The sequence below is a fragment of the Nocardia sp. NPDC056541 genome, from assembly GCF_042794235.1.
GTDB lineage: Bacteria > Actinomycetota > Actinomycetes > Mycobacteriales > Mycobacteriaceae > Nocardia.
In genome coordinates, this window is sequence record NZ_JBHTUD010000009.1 from 52870 (window position 1) to 73003 (window position 20134).

At 67.1% G+C, this 20134-nt stretch carries 17 protein-coding genes; 3 read left to right on the top strand and 14 right to left on the bottom strand.

The window, feature by feature from the left end:
* The first annotated feature begins 177 nt into the window (after window positions 1-177).
* Together ACFQ9R_RS17335 and ACFQ9R_RS17340 are read left to right on the top strand one after the other, a co-directional pair.
* Complete coding sequence (locus ACFQ9R_RS17335; RefSeq protein WP_378991715.1) at window positions 178-1617, top strand: ArnT family glycosyltransferase; 1440 nt, start codon at window positions 178-180, stop codon at window positions 1615-1617.
* A 20-nt stretch (window positions 1618-1637) separates the two neighbouring features.
* Window positions 1638-3146: a carboxylesterase/lipase family protein gene (locus ACFQ9R_RS17340; protein ID WP_378991716.1), complete on the top strand. Its 1509-nt coding sequence runs from the start codon at window positions 1638-1640 to the stop codon at window positions 3144-3146.
* Window positions 3147-3202: 56 nt separating this feature from the next.
* Here the strand turns inward: ACFQ9R_RS17340 and ACFQ9R_RS17345 are convergent, their stop codons facing one another.
* Complete coding sequence (locus ACFQ9R_RS17345) at window positions 3203-3595, bottom strand: VOC family protein (protein ID WP_378991717.1); 393 nt, start codon at window positions 3593-3595, stop codon at window positions 3203-3205.
* Between the two features lie 69 nt (window positions 3596-3664).
* Between ACFQ9R_RS17345 and ACFQ9R_RS17350 the strand changes: the two genes are divergently transcribed.
* Complete coding sequence (locus ACFQ9R_RS17350) at window positions 3665-4210, top strand: GNAT family N-acetyltransferase (protein ID WP_378991718.1); 546 nt, start codon at window positions 3665-3667, stop codon at window positions 4208-4210.
* A 157-nt stretch (window positions 4211-4367) separates the two neighbouring features.
* Here the strand turns inward: ACFQ9R_RS17350 and ACFQ9R_RS17355 are convergent, their stop codons facing one another.
* From ACFQ9R_RS17355 to ACFQ9R_RS17415, 13 genes are read right to left on the bottom strand one after another with little or no spacing between them, the layout of a single operon-like run.
* Window positions 4368-5006 carry a class I SAM-dependent methyltransferase gene (locus tag ACFQ9R_RS17355; RefSeq protein WP_378991719.1) on the bottom strand — a complete coding sequence of 213 codons (639 nt, stop codon included), beginning with the start codon at window positions 5004-5006 and terminating at the stop codon, window positions 4368-4370.
* Window positions 5006-6628, bottom strand: coding sequence for an NADH-quinone oxidoreductase subunit NuoN (gene nuoN / locus ACFQ9R_RS17360; RefSeq protein WP_378991720.1), 1623 nt, complete (start codon window positions 6626-6628; stop codon window positions 5006-5008). The genes ACFQ9R_RS17355 and nuoN overlap by 1 nt, the downstream gene beginning before the upstream one ends.
* Complete coding sequence (locus ACFQ9R_RS17365; RefSeq protein WP_378991721.1) at window positions 6625-8247, bottom strand: NADH-quinone oxidoreductase subunit M; 1623 nt, start codon at window positions 8245-8247, stop codon at window positions 6625-6627. Before ACFQ9R_RS17365 ends, nuoN begins: the two co-directional genes overlap by 4 nt.
* Entirely contained in the window at window positions 8244-10130 is a 1887-nt protein-coding gene (nuoL, locus tag ACFQ9R_RS17370; protein WP_378991723.1) for an NADH-quinone oxidoreductase subunit L, read from the bottom strand. The genes ACFQ9R_RS17365 and nuoL overlap by 4 nt, the downstream gene beginning before the upstream one ends.
* A 1-nt stretch (window position 10131) precedes the next feature.
* On the bottom strand, window positions 10132-10431 hold the full coding sequence (gene nuoK / locus ACFQ9R_RS17375; protein WP_378991725.1) for an NADH-quinone oxidoreductase subunit NuoK: 300 nt from the start codon (window positions 10429-10431) through the stop codon (window positions 10132-10134).
* A complete protein-coding gene (locus tag ACFQ9R_RS17380; RefSeq protein ID WP_378991726.1) occupies window positions 10428-11249 on the bottom strand; it encodes an NADH-quinone oxidoreductase subunit J in 822 nt (273 codons plus the stop codon). The genes nuoK and ACFQ9R_RS17380 overlap by 4 nt, the downstream gene beginning before the upstream one ends.
* Window positions 11246-13036 carry an NADH-quinone oxidoreductase subunit NuoH gene (gene nuoH / locus ACFQ9R_RS17385; RefSeq protein ID WP_378991727.1) on the bottom strand — a complete coding sequence of 597 codons (1791 nt, stop codon included), beginning with the start codon at window positions 13034-13036 and terminating at the stop codon, window positions 11246-11248. Before nuoH ends, ACFQ9R_RS17380 begins: the two co-directional genes overlap by 4 nt.
* Window positions 13029-15488 carry an NADH-quinone oxidoreductase subunit G gene (locus tag ACFQ9R_RS17390; RefSeq protein WP_378991729.1) on the bottom strand — a complete coding sequence of 820 codons (2460 nt, stop codon included), beginning with the start codon at window positions 15486-15488 and terminating at the stop codon, window positions 13029-13031. Before ACFQ9R_RS17390 ends, nuoH begins: the two co-directional genes overlap by 8 nt.
* Entirely contained in the window at window positions 15485-16804 is a 1320-nt protein-coding gene (gene nuoF, locus ACFQ9R_RS17395; protein ID WP_378992045.1) for an NADH-quinone oxidoreductase subunit NuoF, read from the bottom strand. The genes ACFQ9R_RS17390 and nuoF overlap by 4 nt, the downstream gene beginning before the upstream one ends.
* Window positions 16804-17520 carry an NADH-quinone oxidoreductase subunit NuoE gene (gene nuoE / locus ACFQ9R_RS17400; RefSeq protein WP_378991730.1) on the bottom strand — a complete coding sequence of 239 codons (717 nt, stop codon included), beginning with the start codon at window positions 17518-17520 and terminating at the stop codon, window positions 16804-16806. The genes nuoF and nuoE overlap by 1 nt, the downstream gene beginning before the upstream one ends.
* Complete coding sequence (gene nuoD, locus ACFQ9R_RS17405; protein ID WP_378991731.1) at window positions 17517-18830, bottom strand: NADH dehydrogenase (quinone) subunit D; 1314 nt, start codon at window positions 18828-18830, stop codon at window positions 17517-17519. Before nuoD ends, nuoE begins: the two co-directional genes overlap by 4 nt.
* Window positions 18830-19582 carry an NADH-quinone oxidoreductase subunit C gene (locus ACFQ9R_RS17410; RefSeq protein WP_378991732.1) on the bottom strand — a complete coding sequence of 251 codons (753 nt, stop codon included), beginning with the start codon at window positions 19580-19582 and terminating at the stop codon, window positions 18830-18832. Before ACFQ9R_RS17410 ends, nuoD begins: the two co-directional genes overlap by 1 nt.
* On the bottom strand, window positions 19579-20133 hold the full coding sequence (locus ACFQ9R_RS17415; RefSeq protein WP_019047013.1) for an NADH-quinone oxidoreductase subunit B family protein: 555 nt from the start codon (window positions 20131-20133) through the stop codon (window positions 19579-19581). The genes ACFQ9R_RS17410 and ACFQ9R_RS17415 overlap by 4 nt, the downstream gene beginning before the upstream one ends.
* Window position 20134 lies beyond the last annotated feature (1 nt).

The window sequence follows — 20134 nt, forward strand, 5'->3', positions numbered from 1 at the left end:
ACAGCGCCTCCGAGGCCCGAAACCCTTGGCGTAGGCCAGGACTGGATCGTTTGCATGCTTGTCGTTCCCGCCGAGCCGGTAGTGTCGGACACCGTGCCAGGGGTGGTTGTCGACTCAGCTCGATCTCCTTCTACGACCGATGATCCACGCCCGCCCTTCGCGGGGTTCGCTGTTACGGTGGTGGCAGTGGTCTTCGGCATCGTCGCGACGCTGTCCGCGACGCGGTACGGCTACTACTACGACGAGCTGTATTTCATTGCCGCGGGCAAGCACCCCGCGTTCGGCTATGCCGACCAAGGTCCACTGGTGCCGCTGCTCGCGCGCTCGATGGACTGGCTGTTTCCCGGATCGTTCATCGCATTGCGCATTCCGGCAGTGGCGGCGTCGCTCGCCGTAGTGGTGTTGAGCGCGGCCATCGCCCGCGAACTGGGCGGTGCTCGCGGAGCCCAGTCAGTGACAGCGATCGCCTGCGCGACATCGGCGTTCGTACTCGGCCAGGCGCAGACTCTGTCGACGAACGCCATCGATACCTTGCTGTGGGCGGTGCTCACCTGGCTGCTGGTGCGCTGGGTCCGGACCCGCGACGATGCGTTGCTGTGGGCGGCTGGGCTCGCGACAGCCGTTGCCGTGCAGGTCAAATGGTTGATCCCGATTTTCTGGATCGCGGTGGTCGTCGCCGTGGCCTGGCTGGGGCCCAGGGCGTTGTTGCGGCGACCGGCGCTGTGGTGGAGCGCGAGCATTGTGGTACTAGCGGCGGCGCCGGGGCTGATCTGGCAGGCCATGAACGGTTGGCCGCATCTGGGCATGGGGGCGGTGGTTCGCGGCCAGACCGGCGGTTTCGCCGGCTCGCTGTGGTTCGTCCCGCGCACCTTGCCATGGTGGGGTCCGCTCGCCGCGGTGCTCGTGGTGTGTGGTGTGTGGCAGTTGTGCCGATCGCCGCTCCTGCGCCGCTACCGGTTCCTCGGTGTGGCGTTTCTACTGGCGGTGGCGATCATCGCGATCAGCGGCGGTCGCAGCGGCTACGGTGCGGGCATCTACCCGGTGGTGATCGCGGCCGGGGCCGTGGGATCGGCCGCGATACCCAGACGCTGGCTCACCATCGTCGCGGTGCAGGCGGCAGCGCTGTCGATGGTTGCGGCCGTCGTGTACGTGACGCCGTGGCGTGCCGCCTCGGACTACGCCCCTGCCCCCGATCTCGCTGCCGCACTGGGACCTTCGGCATACAGCGAACTCGGATGGCCCGAGCTGGTGGCGGCTACCGCGAACGCCTACCGCGCATTACCGCCGCACCGGCAGCGCACGGCCGTGGTCGTGACGCAATGGTATGTGCAAGCGTCAGCGCTCGATCACGCTCGTTCCACTGCGGGTCTACCGCCGGTCTTCAGTCCGAACCGCGGCTTCGGCTACTTCGGCGTCCCGCCGGATACCGCGGATACCGTCGTCTACGTCGGCGGTACCGAAGCGGATCTGCGTCGCTGGTTCACCTCCGTCGTCCCAGCGGGCCGAACCGACTACCCGCTCGGAATTCCCGGCATCACCACCGATGCCACGATCTGGGAATGCGTGGGTCCGATACAGCCGTGGTCGTCGATGTGGTCGACGATGCGCGGCCTCTGACACCAGGAAGTGAGTATCGAGTGGGCAACGAACCTGAAATCCGCACGGGCGCCGGTGTTGTGCGCGGCCGGTGGGAAGGCGCTGTCGCGGTCTTTCGGGGGATCAGCTATGCAGCGCCGCCGGTCGGCGCACGACGGTTCGCGGCGCCGGGGCCTGCACAGCGGTGGCAGGGCGTTCGCGACGCGCTGATGTTCGGCCCTCCGGTTCCACAGGTCCGCAATGGCGGTTCGGTGATGTCGTCGGCGTCCGGCTCGACCGATGACGGATCCGAGGACTGTCTGACCCTGAATGTCTGGTCACCCGACCTCGGGGCCGCGAAACTGCCGGTGATGGTGTGGATCCAGGGCGGCACCTACCTCGAGAACGACACCGCCAACCCGCATTGCGACGGTGCGCTGCTCGCAGCGGCCGGCGTGGTGGTGGTCAGCATGAACTATCGAGTCGGCGTCGACGGTTTCGCCCGCATTACCGGAGCTCCGGACAATCGCGGCATCCTCGACCAGATCGCTGCTCTGCGCTGGGTCCAGGACAACATCGCCGCATTCGGTGGCGACCCCGCCAACGTCACCGTTTTCGGGCAGTCCGCGGGCGGTGGGTCCATCGGTGCGCTGCTGGTGATGCCGATGGCGGCCGGACTGTTTCGCAGAGCGATCAGCCAGAGCATGCCCGGCACCTATTTCACTCCGAGCCTCGCCGCCGCGATCTCGACCACGATCACCGCACAGCTCGGCGTCCAGGCCACCGTCGAAGACCTCGCCCTGCTGCCGCCACGCGCACTCACCGACGCCACCACCGCGGTGATCGCCGCGATGCCCGAGTTCGTCGACATCTGGGGTCCGATGGCGCTCACGCCCACCCCGTTTTCCCCTGTTGTCGACGGTGAGATATTGCCGTGCGCGCCGTGGCGTGCGATCGCGGGCGGTGCCGCACGCGACGTCGACCTGATCGTCAGCCACACCCGTGACGAGTTCCGGCTCTACACATCTCGCCCGGGGAGCGAACCGGCACCGGAGACCATGACCGCAGCTTTTCGCCACCTCGCACCAGGCACGGATGGTGACAGGCGCTACCGAGCGGCCTATCCGGAGGCGACATCTGGCCAGCTGTTCGAAATCCTCAACTCCGACTGGCTGTTCCGGATGCCGAGCCTGCATCTGGCCGATGCTGCGCACGCGGGCGGCGGGCGCGTGTGGCTGTGCGAACTGGCGTGGAGCTTCAACTCGCAACAGGGCGCCGCGCACTGCCTGGACTTCCTGCTCGTCCTCGGCACCCTCGGTCCCGACGAGGTCCGCGCCCACCGCTTCGCCCATCCGAACGCCGCGAACGAAATCACCGATGTCGCCCACCGCATGCGTACCGACTGGGTGAACTTCGCTACCTCGGGAACCTCCGGCTGGGCGCCCTACGATCCACAGGCGCGAACCACGCGCGTCTACCACGCCGAACCCATCACCCAGCCCTACCCCGAAGAAGGCTCCCGCCGCATCTGGTCAGCCCACCAGTTCGACACTCTGGACCTCCCGAGCTGAATCACCCAGCCGGTCTCGTCCGGCATGCGCCGGCCGCACCTTTCGAAGAAGCTACGTCAGAGGTCGGTGGGCGGTGACACGGTCGGGCTCGATACGTCGACGAGGAAACGGTTGGGATCGGTTACCAGCAAACGTCTTTGGCCGTAGAACAGATCCCGGGGCTCCTCGACGATGGGAATGCCGAGGTCCTTGGCACGGGCGTAGACAGTTTCCACATCGTCGACGACGATGGTGAGGTAGGAGCCGCCGAACCCGCCACGAACATGGTCGGGCACCAGCTCGTGATCGCGCGCCATGATGCCGATGGTTGTCTCCGAGCCCGAGTCGACGAGTTGTACGAACCAATCGCTGTCGTAGGCGACTTGGAAACCCAATAGGTCGACGTAGAAGTCACGCGTCGTAGCGAGTTGGTCGCTAAGGATGTTCACAAAGCTCCGTGCAATGGTCACATCGGCGAGACTAGCAAGCGGGCGCGAATTCCCGGCGGTTCGATCCGGTTCGCCCATTAGATTGAAAGAGTGTTCACCTCCAATGGAATTCCGGTCGGGTCCGGGCACAGATTGATCTCACCCAGTGTCGATATGTACGGAGAATGGCGCGACGCGCATGTCGAATGGGGGCCCGGTGTCCACGAGGACGGTTTCGGTTTGTTGCCGAGTGACGATGTCGACTCGGCGAGCGGATTCGAGCTCTGGGTCGCGCGGCTCATCACCGCGTCAGGGGACGGGCGTTGCTCGTATCGCTGGATAGTCGAGGGTGATCGTGTACTCGGCGGGATCGCTTTGCGGCACGGGGACGGTGAACTTGTGCGGGCGGTCGGGCATATCGGGTACGGGATCCGGCCGTCCGCGCGCCGTCGAGGGCTGGCCACGTGGGCATTGGGAGAGATCATCGCTGAGGCGCGAGTGGCTGGGATGGACCGAGTACTGGTTGTTTGCGCGGCCGAGAATATCGGGTCGGTGAAGACGATCGAGCGCTGTGGTGGCGTCCTCGAGAGCATCCAGGACACCGAACTCGGTCCGGCACGGCGGTATCGGATCACGGTCGGGGAGTCGCGCACGTAGGCCACTGGCGGGAGGGGTGAGCGAACGGTCGGCCTGCTGGGCGAATGGCCGCAGCGATGGTCATGATCTGGCCGTGGAACTATTAAGCACCGTGCTCGTCGGCCAACTGTGAAGAGCTCAAACACCCTTCAGGTCACGCCCGAAATCGGCCGAGCTGTTATCGGCGTTCGATCGTGGCGAGCCAGGCGGAGGTCGAGTCGGCGAAGCGTGTTCGGAGATGCTCGGGGGCGATGGCGGCGATATGCCAGGCGGGGTTGTCATCGAAGGGCGCGGTGAGGGCTTGCCTGGTGACGGGGTGCGGACCGGTGTCGGGACCGGTATCGCTGAAGCACAATACGTACAGGGTGCCACCGGAGTCGGTGACCGAGGCCAGGCTTGCCGCGTACTCGGTGCGTTCGGACTCGTCGAATGTGTGGAACAGGCCGCAGTCGAGGACTGTTTCGAAGCGGCGATACAGGCGCTGGAGATGTAGGGCGTCTGCCATGGCGAAGGCCACCTCGATCCCGCGATCGTCGGCTGCCTGCCTGGCGGTGGCCAACGCCGTTTCGGCCACGTCGACACCCAGCACGGGCAACCCGCGGGCGGCGATGAACAGGGCGTTGTCGCCGGTGCCACACCCGACATCGAGGACCGGTCCGCAGAACCCGCCTGATTCGGCCAGCCGCACGACAGCGGGCTGCGGGGTACCGATGTCCCACGGTGCGGGGCCGTCGAGATAGGACGCGTTCCACGGCTGACCGGCCTGGCGTTCGTGGCTGGTCGGTGGGCGGGGGTCGGGCGGGGAACTCGGCGGCATCAGCGGATGAACAGGTTGGAGCGGTCGGCGAGGTCGAGAACCGGCTGGGGGAACAGACCGAGCAACACGGTGGCGCCCGCGCTGAACGCCACGACCAAGGTGGTGGCGAACGGGGCGGTCACGATGGGCGCGTCGGCCGGAGGGTCGGTGAAGAACATCAGCACGATGACCCGGACGTAGAAGAAAGCCGCGATGGCGCTGCAGAGGACACCGACGATCACCAAGGCGGTATAGCCCGCACCGGAGGCAGCAGCGAAGACCGCGAACTTGCTGACGAATCCGCTGGTGAGCGGGAGACCGGCAAAAGACAGCAGCAACAGGGCGAATGCCGAAGCGAGCCACGGGGATCGGCGACCGAGGCCCGCCCACTGCGACAGCGCGGTCGCTTCGTCACCGGAGGCGTCACGCACCAGACTGACCACCGCGAACGCGCCGACGGTGCCGAGGCCGTAGGCCAGCAGGTAGAACAGCACGGCGGCCACACCGGCGCTGTCGGCGGCGACGACACCGACGAGCAGAAAACCGGCGTGCGCGATCGAGGAGTAGGCCAGCATGCGCTTCACATCGGTCTGGGTGATCGCCATGATCGCACCGACGACCATCGTCGCCACCGCGACCGCGGCGAGCACCGGGCGCCAATCCGAGCCCAGCGCACCGACTCCCACCATCAGTACCCGCATGGTCGCCCCGACGGCCGCGATCTTGGTGGCGGCGGCCATGAACGCGGTGATCGGGGTCGGGGCGCCCTGATAGACATCGGGCACCCATGCCTGGAACGGCACTGCACCGATCTTGAACAGCAGCCCGACGGCGAGCATGCCGAGACCGAGCAGGGCCAGAGTCGCGTTCTCGGGCTGCTTGTCCAGTGCCGCACCGATTCCCGGCAGCGACACCGTGCCGGTCTGCCCGTAGAGCAGCGCGACACCGTAGAGGAAGAACGCCGAGGAGAACGCACCGAGCAGGAAGTACTTCATCGCCGCCTCTTGCGAGAGCAACCGCCTGCGGCGAGCCAGCCCACACAGCAGATACAGCGGCAGCGACAGCACTTCGAGCGCGACGAACATCGTCAGCAGATCGTTCGACGCGGGAAACAGCAGCAGACCACCGACCGCGATCATCGTCAGCGGGAACACCTCGGTGGTCGAAACCCCCGAGCGCACCGCCGCGAGCTCGTGCGCGCTGCCGGGCACCGCGGAGGCCTGCGGTGTGAACGCGTCGACCCCTCGATCCAACGCGGCCGCCGCCCGACTCCACGTGCCCGGCCCGCTGCGCGCCCGCGGGACCGCCCCACGCTCGGCGATCAGCAGCAAGCCCAGCAGCGAGACCAGCAGGATCGTGCCCTGCAGGAACAGCGTGACCCCGTCGATCGCGACCGCGCCCACCACCGCGGTGCCCTCGGATCCCGCGAGCAGCACCACGGCCACCAGAGCGCCGACCACACCGGCCGACCCGAGCACCAACTGCGTCGGATACCGGTAAGGCCGCGGCACGAACGCTTCGACGAGTACACCCACCACGCCGGCACCGAACACGATCAGCATCGGGGCGAGCAGGTGGTATTCGATGCTCGGTGCGGGCGCGATGGCCGCGAGCTCGGTGATGGTCACGGAGTCCGTCCTCATTTGTGGCCGCCTGCGGGCGGGGTGGCCGCACCTGCTTCGGGAGCGGGGACCGTCGGAGCGGGATCGTGCTTACCGATCGTCGAGAGAGTGTGTCCCACCGCGGGATCCACCAGATCCAGGATCGGTTTCGGATAGAACCCGAGCACCAGTAGCGCGACCAGCAGCGGCACCACCACGGCCAGCTCGCGCGGCACCAGATCACGCAGGTGTTCGTTGCCCTTCTTCAGTGGGCCGGTCATCAACCGCTGATACAGCCACAGCACATAGATCGCGGCCAGGACCAGTGCGCCGGTCGCGATCACCGCTGCCACCTGGTACTTCGGGAAGGTGCCGATCAGGACCAGGAATTCGCTGACGAACGGCGCGAGACCGGGCAGCGAGAGCGTGGCCAGGCCCGCGATGAAGAACGTGCCTGCCAGCACCGGCGCGACCTTCTGCACGCCGCCGTACTCGGCGATCATCCTGGTGCCACGCCGGGAGACGAGGAATCCGGCGATGAGAAACAGTGCGGCCGTGGACAGTCCGTGGTTGACCATGTACAGCGTCGCCCCGGATTGGGACTGGCTGGTCATGGCGAAGATGCCGAGGATGATGAACCCGAAGTGCGAGATCGAGGTGTAGGCGATCAGGCGCATCACATCGGTTTGGCCGATGGCGAGCAGCGCGCCGTAGAGGATGCCGATGACGGCCAGGGTGATCACCAAGGGCGCGAAGGTGTCCGATGCCAGTGGGAACAACAGCAGGCAGTAGCGCAGCATGCCGAAGGTGCCGACCTTGTCGACCACCGCCATCATCAGCACCGCGCTGGACGGGGTGGCCGAGACCGCCGCGTCGGGCAGCCACGTGTGCAGCGGCCACAGCGGCGCCTTCACGGCGAAGGCGAACATGAACCCGAGGAACAGGGCGTTGAGAACCGCTGTGCTGCCCCCGAGTTCACCGTTGTTGGCCGCGGCGACCACGACACGCAGATCGAAGGTCCCCGCCGATCCCTCGCCGAGGCCCGCCTGGGCGGTCAGCACGTACAACCCGATGACCGCGGCGAGCATGATCAGCCCACCGAAGAGGTTGTAGAGCAAGAATTTCACCGCCGCGCGCGAGCGTTGGGCACGGACCGCGGCGTCGGTGGTGCGGGTGCCGAAGCCGCCGATGAGGAAGTACATCGGGATCAGCATCGCTTCGAAGAACACGTAGAACAGCAGGATGTCGAGGGCGAGGAAGGAGATCAGCACCATCGACTCGACCAGCAGCATCAACGCCATGTAGAGGTGGATGGTCTTGGGTCCGTCGCCGGTGGGGGTGTCGTCGTTCCAGCCTGCCAGGATCAGCAGCGGCACCAGCACCGCTGTCAGCAGGACCAGGGCGGTGGCGATACCGTCGAGGCCGAGTGTGTAGCCCACACCGAATGTCGGGATCCATTCGTGGGATTCGACGAATTGGTACTGGGCACCGCCGGGCTTGAACCGCACCGCAAGGACAACGGCCAGTGCGAGCACACCGATCGACACCGCGAACGCCACGCCACGCGCCACCGTGCGGCGGGCGGCGGGCAGGACGAGCACCACACCCGCCCCGATCGTGGGGGCGAGCCAGAGCGTCGTCAGCCAGGGAAACGAGTTCACCAGAACCTCACCGCCAGCAGGGCGGCGGCCACCAGGGCCGCGCCGGTGAACATGGACAGGGCGTAGGAGCGCACGAAACCCGTCTGCACCTTGCGAATTCGCGCCGACAGTCCGCCGATCGAGGCAGCGGTTCCGTTGACGATCCCGTCGACGCCCTTCGCGTCGAGGAACACCAGCGCCCTCGTGAGGTGGCGGCCCGGGCGTTCGAACACGGCTTCGTTGATCTTGTCGCCGTAGAGATCGGCACGGGCGGCCCCGGTCAGCACACTGACCGGCTCGGGCGCGACCTCGGGGATCGGGCTCTCGGCGTACTTGCGGTAGGCCACGGCGACACCGATGGCGACCGCGGTCAATGCCAGACCGGTGACCACCGCCGCGGGAATCACCGGCTCCGCGTGATGGGAACCGACGACGGGTTCGAGCCAGTTCACCAGCGACGAGCCCCAGACGAACAGACCACCGGCGAAGACCGATCCGAACGCGAGCAGGATCATCGGCCCGGTCATCACCGCCGGTGACTCGTGCGGGTGGGTGTCGGGCTTCCAGCGGCGCTCACCGAAGAAGGTCATCAGCATGACGCGGGTCATGTAGAACGCGGTGAGCGCGGCGCCGACGAGAGTGACCGCGCCGAGCAGAATTCCGGTGGATCCGCCGTGGTCGAAGGCTGCCTCGATGATCTTGTCCTTGGAGAAGAACCCGGACAACGGTGGCACTCCGATGATGGCGAGATAGCCCAGGCCGAAGGTGATGAACGTGATCGGCATCAGCGTGCGCAGGCCGCCGTAGCGGCGCATATCTGTTTCGTCGTTCATCGCGTGCATCACCGAGCCGGCGCCGAGGAACAGCCCTGCCTTGAAGAAGCCGTGGGTGAGCAGGTGCATGATCGCGAACGCGTACCCGGCCGGGCCGAGGCCGACGGCCAGGATCATGTACCCGATCTGGCTCATCGTCGAGGCGGCGAGGGCCTTCTTGATGTCGTCCTTGGCGCAGCCGATGACGGCGCCGAACAGCAACGTCACCGCGCCGACGGCGAGCACCGCCGTGCGCGCGTTCGGCGCGAGGTCGTAGATCGGGTTGGCGCGGGCGATCAGGTATACACCGGCGGTGACCATGGTGGCGGCGTGGATGAGCGCCGAGACCGGAGTGGGGCCTTCCATCGCGTCGCCGAGCCACGACTGCAGGGGCACCTGCGCGGATTTTCCGCAGGCGGCCAGCAACAACAGCAGACCGATGGCGGTGAGGGTGCCTTCGCTCGCGCCCGGGGTCGCGGCGAACACAGTGCGGAAGTCGAAGGAACCGAATGCCGCGAACATGACCATCATGGCGATGGCAAGGCCCATGTCGCCGACCCGGTTGACCACGAACGCCTTCTTGGCTGCCGTTGCGGCCGAGGGCTTCTCGTACCAGAAGCCGATCAGCAGGTAGGACGCCAGGCCCACGCCTTCCCAGCCCAGGTAGAGCACGAGGAAGTTGTCGGCCAGGACCAGGACGAGCATCGCGGCCAGGAACAGGTTGAGATAGCCGAAGAACCGGCGCTTGCCCGGATCGTGGCTCATGTAGCCGATCGAGTAGAGGTGGATCAGCGACCCGACCCCGGTGATGAGCAGTGCGAAGCAGATCGACAACTGGTCCAGTTGCAGGCTGAACCCGACCTGTAGATCACCGACGGGCACCCAGTTGAACAGTTCCTTGTGCACGGCCCGGTCGGCGTCGGCGCGCCCGAGCATGCCGAAGAACGCGACAGCGGCGACGACGAACGAGGACAGCGCGGCCGTCGTGGCGAGGTAGGGGCCCCAGCGGTCGGTGAGGTGACCGAACAGGAGCAGAACGATCGCGCCTGCGAGCGGGAGGGCGGGCAGCAGCCACAGCGTTGCGGTACCCATGTCAGAACTTCAGCAGGTTGGCGTCGTCGACCGAGGTCGACCGGCGGGCACGGAAGATCGTCATGATGATGGCCAGGCCGACGACGACCTCGGCGGCGGCGACCACCATGGTGAAGAACGCGATCACCTGACCGTCGAGGTTGCCGTGCATCCGGGCGAAGGTCACGAACGCCAGATTCACCGCGTTGAGCATCAGCTCCACGCACATGAACACCACGATCGCGTTGCGGCGCAACAACACTCCCGCTGCGCCGATGGTGAACAGCAGCGCAGACAGGAACAGGTAGTTCTGGGGGTTCACTGCTTGCCTTCCTCGTCGGCCGTCGGATTGTCGTCGCGGACCGTGCCGACCGAGAGCACAGCGGCTTCGGTGTGGGCGCGGTTGCGGCGGTGACGCAGGATCGTGCTCACCGAGAGTTCGGCGAAGGAGCCGTCGGGAAGCTGGGCGGGGCTGTCGACGGCGTTGTGCCGTGCGTAGACACCCGGTGTCGGCAGCGGGGTGGCCCGTTCGCCGGCGGTGCGGAAGCGATCGCGCGACATTTCCCGCTGTCCGCGTTTCGGGGTGAACTGTTCGCGGTGGGCCAGCACCATCGCACCGATCGTGGCGGTGATCAGCAGTGCGCCGGTGAGTTCGAACGCCCACACATAGCGCAGGAAGATCAACTCGGCGAGTTCGGCGATCACGTCGCGGTCGCCGAAACCACGGCCGGGGAAGCTGGTTCCGCTGTCGCGCAGGGCCGCGCCGATGCCGCCGATGAACAGCAACCCGAATCCGAGTCCGACGATCGCGGCGGCGATGCGCTGACCGCGCAACGTCTCCCGCAGCGATTCCGCGGAGTCGACGCCGACGAGCATCAGCACGAACAGGAACAGCATCATCACCGCGCCCGTGTACACCACGATCTGCACGACGCCGAGGAACAGCGCACCCTGCGCGATGTAGAACACGGCGAGCGCGATCATGGTGGCGGCCAGGCACATCGCCGAATGCACGGCCTTGGCCGCGGTCACCATGCCGAGGGCGCCGAGCACCGCGATCGGGGCGAGTACCCAGAACAGCACACCCTCACCGGTGGAGGTGCGGGCGACTTCGGCGGCCAGCACGTGTGCGGTGCTCATCGCAGTACCTCCTGCTCAGACGGTGCGGGACCGACCCGGCCGAGGTAGTAGTCGGCCGCGTCGGTGCCCGGTGCCATCGGGTGCGGCGCGGGGGTCATGCCCGGTTGCATCGGGGCCAGCAGCTGGTCCTTCTCGTAGATGAGGTCGGCGCGGTTGTCGTCGGTGAGTTCGTATTCGTTGGTCATCGTCAGCGCGCGCGTCGGGCAGGCCTCGATGCACAGGCCGCAGCCGATGCAGCGCAGGTAGTTGATCTGGTAGACGCGGCCGTACCGCTCACCGGGGGAGAACCGTTGCTCCTCGGTGTTGTCGGCGCCTTCGACGAAGATGGCGTCGGCGGGGCACGCCCACGCGCACAGTTCGCAGCCGATGCACTTCTCGAGTCCGTCGTCGTAGCGGTTGAGCTGGTGGCGGCCGTGATAGCGCGGCGCGGTCGGCACCTTCTGCTCGGGGTAGGACTCGGTATTGGGCTTCTTGAACATGGTGGCCGCGGTGACCGCGAAACCGGCGAGCGGGTCGAACAACCCGAACTCGGGCTGGTCGTTCGCGGGGCGGGCCGGCATCGGTGGCACCGGGAAACCGAGGAACACCGACGAGGTCGACGGCTCCTGCGGCGGCAACGGCGGTAGCCCCTTGCTGCGGCCCGCGCGCAGGAACATCGCGATCATGGCGGCAGTGATCACCAGCCCCACACCGACCAGGATGAAGTTCTGGCCGGGGATGCCTTCGAGGTCGAGTACCCGTGCGGTGGCCACGACCATCACCCACACCAGTGAGGTGGGGATGAGCAGTTTCCAGCCGAGGTTCATGAACTGGTCGTAGCGCAGTCGGGGCAGGGTGCCGCGCAGCCAGACGAACACGAACACGAACGTCCACACCTTGAGGGTGAACCACAGCAGCGGCCACCAACCGGAGTTCGCGCCCTCCCACAGGCTGATCGGGAACGGGGCCCGCCAGCCGCCGAGGAACAGCGTCGTCGCCAGCGCGGACACCGTGGCCATGTTCACGTATTCGGCGAGCATGAACATCGCGAACTTCAGTGACGAGTACTCGGTGTGGAAACCGCCGACCAGTTCACCTTCGGCTTCGGGTAGGTCGAAGGGTGCCCGGTTGGTCTCGCCGACCATCGACACGCAGTAGATGAGGAACGAGGGCAGCAGCAGGAACACATACCAGGTGCCCTCCTGTGCGCTCACGATCTCGGAGGTCGCCATGGTGCCCGACAGCAGGAACACCGTGGCGAAGGTCAGCGCCATCGCGATCTCGTAGGAGATGACCTGCGCGGTCGAGCGCAGGCCGCCGAGCAGCGGATAGGTCGAACCCGAGGACCAGCCGGCGAGCACGATGCCGTACACGCCGATAGAGGTGATGGCGAGGATGTAGAGCACCGCGACGGGCATGTCGGTGAGCTGCAACGCGGTGTGGGTGCCGAAGATCGAGACCTCCGGGCCCATCGGGATCACCGCGAAGGCCATGAACGCCGGGATCACCGAGATGATCGGAGCGAGCACGAAGATCGGCTTGTCCACGATCGCCGGGATGATGTCTTCCTTGAGCGCCATCTTCACGCCGTCGGCGATCGACTGGAGCATGCCGCCGGGACCGATCCGGTTGGGCCCGATCCGCATCTGCATCCACGCGACGACTTTGCGTTCGGCGTAGACCGCGATCAACGGCACCAGCATCAGGTAGATGAACACGCCGAGTGCCTTGACGACCACCAGCCACAGCGGATCGGTGCCGAAGACAGGTCCGGCGTCGGCCGCGAGGAGTAGGACTCGATCACTCATGACGGTGTTCCTTCATCCTGTCGTCGGCGCGACGCAGGCGCACCACGGCGCCGGGTGTCACACCGAGTTCGGCGGCGACCGTCGAACCGGGTGAGTGCAGCGGCAGCCACACCACCCGGTCGGGCAGGTCCGTGATCATCAACGGCACCGAGATCTCGCCGCGGTCGGTGGAGACGATGACGTGATCGGCATCGTCGGCTTCGATCTCGGCGGCGGTCGCGGCCGAGAGCCGTGCGACCGGCGGGCGGGCGACACCGGCGAGATTGGGTTCACCGTCTTGCATGCGGCCGGCGTCGAGCAGCATCCGCCATCCGGCGAGCACCGCCGTTCCTGGCCCGGGCACGGGTCGGGTCTGGCTGGTCAGCTCCGGAGCGGGGATGGGCTCACCGTTCCAGGCGCCGAGCCCGTCGAGTTCGGTGCGGGCGGCGGCGGGGTCGGGCAGGTTGATCGGGACGCCCATCTGCGCGGCCAGCGAGTTGAGCACCCGCAGGTCCGACAGGGGAGCGGCGACGCGGCGGGTGGTGTCGAGCGAGGCCGCGGCGAATGGGCGCGGGCGGCCTTCCCAGGTGCGGAAGGTGCCGGACTTCTCCATCGCGGTCGCCACCGGGAACACGACGTCGGCGCGTTCGGTGACGGCGCTGTGCCGCATTTCGAGGCTGACGACGAACCGGGCCGCATCGATCGCGGCCAGGGCGGCGGCCGGGTCGGGCAGGTCGGCCGGGTCGACGCCGCCGATGACCAGCGCACCCAGCTGTGCGGCGCCGGCCAGGATCGCGTTGGCGTCGCGCCCGACGGTGACGGGGAGTTCACCGGCCTGCCACCGATGCCGGACCTGTTGACGCGCCGAAGGATCCACGACAGGCCTGCCGCCGGGCAACAGGCTGGGCAGGGCACCGGCTTCCAGCGCGCCACGTTCGCCCGCACGACGGGGCACCCACGCCAGTGCCGCGCCGGTGGCATCGGCCAGGCGGGTCACCGCCGACAGCGCGCCGGGACTGCCCGCGAGCCGCTCGCCCGCCATGACGACCGCGCCGGGCGTGTTCAGCATCGTCAGGAGTTCGGCGGCGTCGGCGGACGTTTCGGCCATGATCGAGGTGATCACGTCGGCTTCCCCGCACGGCGGGGTTTGGATGAGCGCGCCCGACATACGTTCGAGGCCGCGGGAGGCGAACGGTGCCAGCGACACCACCCGTTGCCCGCGGGTCCGTGCGGCCTTGCGCAGCCGCAGGTAGACGATGGGCGATTCCTCTTCCGGTTCGAAGCCGACCAGCAGCACGACGGGGGCTCGGTCGAGCGCGGCGAAGTCGACCCGCACACCGCGTCCGGCGATGCGGGCGGCGAGGAATCGTTCTTCCTCCTCCGAATGCACCCGGCTGCGGAAATCGATGTCGTTGGTCGCGAGGACCATGCGCGCGAACTTGCTGTACGCGTACGCTTCTTCCTCGGTGACGCGGCCGCCGACGAGCACTCCGGCATTGCCGATCGCCGCGCTCAGGCCCGCTCCGGCGGCGGCGAGAGCTTCGGGCCAGGAGGCCGCGGCGAGAACGCCGTCCCAGCCGCGCACCATCGGCGTGGTGAGGCGGTCGCGCTCGGTGGCGTAGGCGAAGGCCCAGCGACCCTTGTCGCAGTTCCATTCTTCGTTGACCTGCGGGTCGTCACCGGCCAAGCGGCGCAACACTTTTCCGCGGCGGTGATCGGTGCGTTGTGCGCATCCGGAGGCGCAGTGCTCGCACACGCTCGGGGTGGAGACCAGGTCGAACGGGCGGGCCCGGAAACGGTAGGAGGTACCGGTGAGAGCGCCCACGGGACAGATCTGGACGGTGTTGCCGGAGAAGTAGGAGTCGAGGGGTTCGGCTCGAGCGATGCCGACCTGTTGCAGCGCACCACGATCCATCAGTTCGATGAACGGGTCGCCGGCGACCTGCTGGGAGAACCGGGTACAGCGTGCGCACAGCACGCACCGCTCCCGATCGAGCAGCACCGCCGTGGACAGCGGGATCGGCTTCGGATACGTCCGCTTCTCGCCGTCGAATCGGGACTCGGCGCTGCCGGTGGACATCGCCTGGTTCTGTAGCGGGCACTCGCCGCCCTTGTCGCACACCGGGCAGTCCAGCGGATGGTTGATGAGCAGCAGCTCCATCACCCCGCGCTGGGCTTTTTCGGCGACCGGGGAGCTGACCTGGGTGCGCACGATCATGCCGTCGGTGACCGGGATCGTGCAGGAGGCGACCGGCTTTCGCTGCCCTTCGACCTCGACGAGGCACTGACGGCACGCGCCGACCGGGTCGAGCAGGGGGTGATCGCAGAAGCGAGGGATCTGCACGCCGATCAGTTCGGCGGCACGGATCAGCAAGGTGCCCACGGGAACTTCGATCGTGGTGTCGTCGATGGTGACGCTCACCATGTCGGCGGGCACCACATCGCTGCTGTTGCCTGGCGCGATGGCTGTCATCGGTCCTCTTTCGCTGGTGCCCACACGGTCGAGGCGGCCGGGTCGAACGGGCAGCCGCCGAGTCGCTGATGCGCGAGGTATTCGTCGCGGAAGTACTTCAGCGAGGAGAAGATCGGGCTGGCCGCGCCGTCACCGAGCGCGCAGAACGATTTGCCGTTGATGTTGTCGGCGATGTCGGCGAGCTTGTCCAGGTCGGCTTCGGTTCCGTCGCCGGCTTCGAGTCGGCGCAGCAACTGCACCAGCCAGTAGGTGCCTTCGCGGCACGGTGTGCATTTGCCGCAGGATTCGTGGGCGTAGAACTCGGTCCAGCGCAGGACCGCGCGCACCACGCAGGTGGTGTCGTCGAAGATCTGTAAGGCCTTGGTGCCCAGCATGGATCCGGCGGCGGCGACACCCTCGTAGTCGAGGGCGACGTCGAGGTGTTCGTCGGTGAACATCGGGGTCGAGGAACCGCCGGGGGTCCAGAACTTGAGGGTGTGCCCGGCTCGCACACCGCCCGCGTAATCGAGCAGCTCGCGCAAGGTGATGCCCAGTGGGGCCTCGTACTGGCCGGGCCGGGCCACATGCCCCGACAGGGAGTACAGGGTGAAGCCGGGTGACTTCTCGCTGCCCATCGAGCGGAACCACTCGGTGCCGTTGCGCAGGATCGAGGGCACGCTGGCAATGGATTCCACATTGTTCACGACCGTCGGGCACGCGTACAGGCCCGCGACGGCGGGGAACGGTGGGCGCAGACGGGGCTGTCCGCGCCTGCCTTCGAGGGAATCGAGCAGTGCGGTTTCCTCGCCGCAGATGTAGGCGCCCGCGCCGGCGTGCACGATCAGGTCCAGGTCGAATCCCGAGCCCAGGATGTCGTGGCCGAGCAGGCCGGCCGCGTAGGCCTCGGCGACGGCGGCTTGCAGTCGGCGCAATACCGGCACCACTTCGCCACGCACGTAGATGAACGCGGTCGCGGCCCGGATCGCGTAGGCGGCGATCACGATGCCTTCGATGAGGGTGTGCGGGGTGGCCAGCATCAACGGGATGTCTTTGCAGGTGCCGGGTTCGGATTCGTCGGCGTTGACGACGAGGTAGTGCGGTTTCGTGGTGCCGTCGGGGCCGGGACCCTGCGGGATGAACGACCACTTCATCCCGGTGGGAAAGCCCGCGCCACCACGACCGCGCAGACCCGCGTCCTTGACGGTGTGGATCACCTCGTCGGGCGTCTTGCGTAAGGCGGCGCGGAGACCGTCGTAGCCACCGGTCGCGCGATAGCTTTCCAGGGTCCAGGACCGCGGGGTGGCCCAGTGTTCGCTGAGTACCGGGGTGAGGGTCATCATCGCGAACCCCCTGCCGAGTCCTTTTCTGCGGCAGCGATGTCGAGCCCTGCCAAGGTGGGGGCGCCCGGTGTTCCTTCGAGCGCGCCGGGACGCTCGTCGGGGAATCCGGCGAGGATGCGGGCGGTCTCGCGGAACGTGCACAGTGGTGCGCCACGGGTGGGGCGGACCTGGTGGCCCGCTCGGAGGGCGTCGGTGATCGCGACTGCTGATTCGGGAGTCTGGTTGTCGAAGAATTCCCAGTTCACCATCATGACCGGGGCGTAGTCGCAGGCGGCGTTGCATTCGATGTGTTCGAGGGTGATGGCCCCGTCGGGTGTGGTTTGGCCGTGCTCGACGGCCAGATGTTGTTGCAGTGCTTCGTAGATGGCATCGCCGCCGAGGATCGCGCAGAGGGTGTTGGTGCAGACCCCGACGTGGTAGTCGCCGGTGGGGGTGCGCCGGTACATCGAGTAGAACGTGGCGACCGCGGTCACCTCGGCGCCGGTGAGGTTCAGATGATCGGCGCAGAAGTCGATGCCGGTGCCCGTCACGTACCCCTCTTCTGCCTGTACCAGGTGCAGCAGGGGGAGCAGGGCCGAGCGGGAGTGCGGGTAGCGGGTGATGATCTCTTTGGCGTCCAGTTCGAGACGCTCGCGCACATGCGGCGGATACGGTTCGGGACGAGTGCTCAGGCTCAGGAGAATCGGTGTGCTGGTGGGGTTGTCGATTGTCATCTGTCCACTCCGCCCATGACCGGGTCGATGCTGGCGACCGAGGCGATCACGTCGGCGACCATGCCGCCCTCGCACATCGCGGCCACCGCTTGCAGGTTGGTGAACGAGGGGTCGCGGTAGTGCACCCGGTAGGGCTGGGTGCTGCCGTCACTGACCATGTGCACACCCAGTTCCCCGCGGGGGGATTCCACTGCCGAATACACCTGTCCGGCAGGCACTCTGATGCCCTCGGTGACGAGCTTGAAGTGGTGGATCAGCGATTCCATGGAGGTGCCCATGATCTTGCCGATGTGCTTGGGTGAGTTGCCCAGACCGTCGGGGCCCAGTTCCAGGTCGGCGGGCCAGGCGATCTTCTTGTCGTCGATCATCACCGGTCCCGGGCGCAGTTTGTCCAGGCACTGTTCGACGATCTTGATCGACTCGGTCATCTCGGCGATCCGGATGATGTAGCGGCCGTAGCAGTCACAGCCGGTGGTCGTCGGGATGTCGAATTCGTAGTTCTCGTACCCGCAGTACGGATCTGATTTGCGCAGATCGTGCGGCAGGCCCGTGGCGCGAAGGACCGGCCCGGTGATGCCGAGGGCCATGCAGCCGGTGAGATCGAGGTAGCCGATGTCCTGGGTGCGCTTCTTCCAGATCGGGTTCGCGCTGAGCAGGTGCTCCATGTCGCGCAGGCGTCCGGGCAGCAGGTCGAGCAGTTCCCTGACCTTGGTGACGCCGTCGGCGGGCAGATCCTGCGCCAAGCCGCCGGGACGGATGTAGGCATGGTTCATCCGCAAGCCGGTGATGTACTCGAAGACGTCGAGGATGAGTTCGCGTTCACGGAAACCGAACAGCATCGGGGTGAGCGCGCCCAGTTCCATGCCGCCGGTCGCGAGGGCGACCAGATGCGAGGAGATGCGGTTGAGCTCCATCAGCAGCACGCGCACCACGGTGGCGCGCTCGGGGATCTGGTCGGTGATGTCGAGGAGTTTCTCCACGCCGAGGCAGTAGGCGGTTTCGTTGAAGAACGGGGACAGGTAGTCCATCCGGGTGACGAAGGTGACGCCCTGGGTCCAGTTGCGGAATTCCAGGTTCTTCTCGATGCCGGTGTGCAGGTAGCCGATGCCGCAGCGGGCCTCGGTGACGGTTTCGCCTTCGATTTCGAGGATCAGGCGCAGCACCCCGTGCGTGGACGGATGCTGCGGGCCCATGTTCACCACGATGCGTTCTTCGGCGCCGCCGTCGATCACTTCGCTGACCTGGTCCCAGTCCTGGCCTGCGACGGTCACTACCGGTGGTTCGTCGCGGCGGAAGTCGGTGTCGGTCATCAGCTGTAGGTCCTCCGCTCGTCGGGCGGTGGTATGCGCGCGCCCTTGTACTCCACCGGGATCCCGCCGAGCGGGTAGTCCTTGCGCTGCGGATGCCCGCGCCAGTCGTCGGGCATGGTGATGCGGGTCAGGGAGGGGTGACCGTCGAAGAGGATGCCGAAGAAGTCGTAGGTTTCGCGTTCGTGCCAGTCGGTCGTCGGATAGACCGAGAACAGCGACGGAATGTGCGGATCGGCATCGGGCGCGGACACTTCCAGCCGCACACGGCGTCCGTGTGTGATCGATTTCAGGTGATAGACCGCGTGCAGTTCGCGGCCGTCGTCGTCGGGGTAGTGCACGCCGTTGACACCCAGGCACAGTTCGAATCGCAGTGTGCTGTCATCGCGCAACGCGCTCGCGACCGCGACGAGGTGTTCGCGCTTCACGTGCAGGGTGAGTTCGTCGCGGAAGACCACGATCCTCTCGATCACGGTATCGAAGGCGATGACCCGGCCCACGAGTGCGGCGCGCAAGGTGCCGACGAAGGCGTCGAACCAGCTGCCGTACGGGGGAGGTGTGCCCGCGGGCAGGGCGACGGGGGTGACCAGGCCGCCGTAGCCGGAGGTGTCACCGGTGCCGCTGACGCCGAACATGCCGCGCCGGGTGCCGATCACCTCGTCCTGTGGCGGTTTGGGTTGCGCCGGCGCGGGCGATTCCTCCGGAACCGGGTGTCCCGCAGGGTTGTCGGTGTTGTCGGGGGAGTCGAACGTCATCGCAGCAGGCCCTCCATCCGGATGGTCGGCGTGCTGGCCAGTGCGGCCTGCTCGGCGGCGCGGATCGCTTCCTCGCGGTTGACGCCCATCGGCATCTCGGCGATTTTCGCGTGCAGCGCCAGAATCGCGTTGAGCAGCATCTCCGGGCGGGGCGGGCAGCCGGGCAGGTAGATGTCGACCGGGACGATGTGGTCGACGCCCTGCACGATTGCGTAGTTGTTGAACATGCCCCCCGAGGACGCGCAGACCCCCATGGCCAGGACCCATTTCGGTTCGGTCATCTGGTCGTAGACCTGGCGCAGCACCGGCGCCATCTTCTGGCTCACCCGGCCCGCCACGATCATCAGGTCGGCCTGGCGTGGGGAGGCGCGGAACGCTTCCATGCCGAAGCGGGCGATGTCGAATCGTCCGGCGCCGGTGGCCATCATCTCGATCGCGCAGCACGCCAGCCCGAACGTGGCGGGCCAGACGGAACCCTTACGCAGGTAGCCGGCGAAATCCTCGACCGTGCTCAGCAGGAACCCGCTGGGCAGTTTCTCTTCGAGACCCATT